We start from the raw sequence: 2,531 nt of genomic DNA, 5'->3' as shown, positions 1-2,531 counted from the left end.
CCTCCAGCGGAACGGGAACAACAAGGCCCGGACGGCGGAGGTGCTCGGGGTGAGCGAGAAGACGCTCTACAACAAGCTCAACCGCTATGCGGCCGAAGCTCGCCAGCAGCAGACCGGGAAGGGTCCCCAGGAGGGGAACAGCCTCACCGGCCATGGCGGCCCCTCGTTCGGCAGCAACCCGGAGATCCGCTAGGCCGTCCGCCTACTGGATCCCACCCACTCGCCGGGACCTTGAACCCGGGCCGACCTGAAGGGTCGGCTCGGCGTGTCGGTCCCGGCGGGTGTCGGCACGCCCGGAGACCGAGCACGGGGTGCATGCTCGTCATGAGAGCAGGCATGACGCAGTGCGCGAGCCGTGGGGTAGGATAGCCCCTCTTCGCTTGACTCTCAGGCTCCCGGCGGGCGATCCTTCAGGTCACACACACCCACGGAGCACCGGTAGCACGGCACCCTACTTGGGGTGTGCGTCCCAGGCCGGTGCACCTTCTCCGAGGTTGTCCAGAAACGGACGGAGAACGTTCATGCCCGGGGGCGTCCAGGAAGGGCCACGTTTTCATGAGTGACGCGCGAGTTCTTCACTTCTTCGGCGGCAAGGGCGGGGTAGGCAAGACCACGCTCGCGGCGGCGTACGCGCTGCGGCTCGCGGATGAAGCGCCCAAGGAGAAGGTGCTGCTCGTCTCGTTGGATCCGGTGGGTTCCCTCTCGGACCTGGTGAAAAAGAAGCTGTCGGCGAAGCCGGCGAAGCTGGACGCGGAGGACGGCGAGGCCCCCAAGGAGCCCGCCAAGCCGGAGCCCAAGGGCAAGGGCAAGGCGGCCAAGGGCAAGGCGGACGGGGGACTGTGGGCGATGGAAGTGGAGCCCGCCACGCTGCTCAAGCCCTTCCTGACGAAGTACCTGCCCGCGCTGCAGAAGACGGCGGTGAAGGGCACCCACCTGACGGAGGAGGAGCTGGGCAAGCTGTACAGCCAGGCCACTCCGGGGCTGGAGGAGCTGCTGGGCCTGCTGCACGTGGTGGAGCTGGTCGATAGCGGTGAGTTCGATCGGGTGGTGGTGGACACGGCGCCCACCAGCCACACGCTGCGCCTCTTCGACATGCCGGTGGGGCTGCGCAAGTTCCTGGGCCTCGTGAAGGCGGGGGCGGAGCGGGCCGCCAGTGGCAAGGGCAAGAAGGCCTCGGCCGCGGTGACGGAGGAGCAGAGCTTCCTGGAGGAGTTCCTGGCCCGGGCGGAGAAGCTGCTGGCGCTGCTGAAGGATCCGGCGCGCACGGCCTTCCACCTGGTGGCGCTGGCCGAGCCGGTGCCCGAGGCCCAGACGCGCATGTACTTCACGCAGCTGCGTGAGCGCGGCATTCCGGTGGTGGAGGTGGTGGTCAACCAGGCGGAGGACAAGGAAGGCTGTCCCGCCTGCCTGGGCCGCCGCGGACTCCAGGCGCCGCACGTGCGCAAGTTCCAGGCGCTAGACAAGAACGTGCCGGTGCACCTCGTGGGCAAGCGCGAGGTGGCTCCCCGCGGCCTGGAGCTGATGAAGGCCTTCGCCAAGGAGTGGGCGAGCGGCAAGGAGACGAAGTCGCTGGAGTTCGCCCCCTCCGAGGGCCCGCCGGCGCTGGTTCGCGCTCCGTCCATGCCGCCCATCGCGGCGCCGCCACTGCCTCCCACGCGCCTCATCTTCTTCGTGGGCCAGGGCGGAGTGGGCAAGAGCTCCTGCGCGGCCGCCGCGGCGGTGACGCTCACGGAGAAGGAGGGGCCGGTGCTCCTCATCTCCACGGATCCGGCGCACTCGCTGTCGGACGTGCTGCAGAGCCGGCTGACGGATGTCGAGACGCAGGTGAAGGGCACCAAGGGCCTGTACGCGCGCGAGCTGGACATGGCCGGCTGGTTCAGCAACCTGCGCAAGCGCTGGAAGGAGAAGGCGGAGAAGGCCTTCGAGGGCGCGCCCAAGACGGGCAATGAGGTGCCGACGGACCTGCTGCTCTTCCGCAACCTGCTGGACGCGGCGCCTCCGGGCATCGACGAGCTGGCGGCCATGTCCTGCCTCACGGACGCGCTGGTGCAGGAGCGCTTCAAGCGCATCGTCGTGGACGGGGCGCCCATGGTGAGCTCCATGCGCGTGGTGGAGCTGGCCGACACCGCCAAGGGCTGGTTCACCGCGCTGCACTCCGTGCTCTCCAAGCACAAGTCCAAGGGCCTGGGCGAGCTGGCCGACGACATGGCCGCGTTCCTCAAGCACATCAAGCGCTTCGAGGACGCGCTGGCCTCGCCCAACGAGTCGCGCTTCGTGGTGGTGACGCGCGGTGAGGAGCTGGCGGCGGCGCGCACCGAGCGGCTGGTGGAGTACCTCAAGGCGCGCAAGCTCCAGGTGGAGCGCGTGCTGGTGAACCGGGTGGGCCCCAAGGCGGACTGCGCCAAGTGCGAGAACCGCCGGAAGAACGAGCTCAACGCGGCGAAGAACATCGAGAAGAAGATCGGCCTGCCGGTGACGGTGGCGCCCGCCCTGGGTCGTCACCCGGCCGGTCTGCGCGAGCTGAAGGCCTT

The 2,531-nt window shown here is 69.1% G+C and carries 2 protein-coding genes; both read left to right on the top strand.

From position 1 onward, the window contains the following. On the top strand, positions 1-193 hold a 193-nt coding region (locus VF697_RS34235; RefSeq protein ID WP_331101658.1), incomplete at its 5' end, for a helix-turn-helix domain-containing protein. A 362-nt stretch (positions 194-555) separates the two neighbouring features. Continuing rightward, positions 556-2,531: ArsA family ATPase (locus tag VF697_RS34230; RefSeq protein ID WP_331101657.1), on the top strand; the 1,976-nt coding region annotated here is incomplete at its 3' end.

Origin of the sequence: Archangium sp., from assembly GCF_036388035.1 — a bacterium.
Taxonomy (GTDB): domain Bacteria; phylum Myxococcota; class Myxococcia; order Myxococcales; family Myxococcaceae; genus Archangium.
The sequence above is the reverse complement of the archived record's forward strand: the minus strand, read 5'-3'. Positions and strand labels throughout refer to the sequence as shown.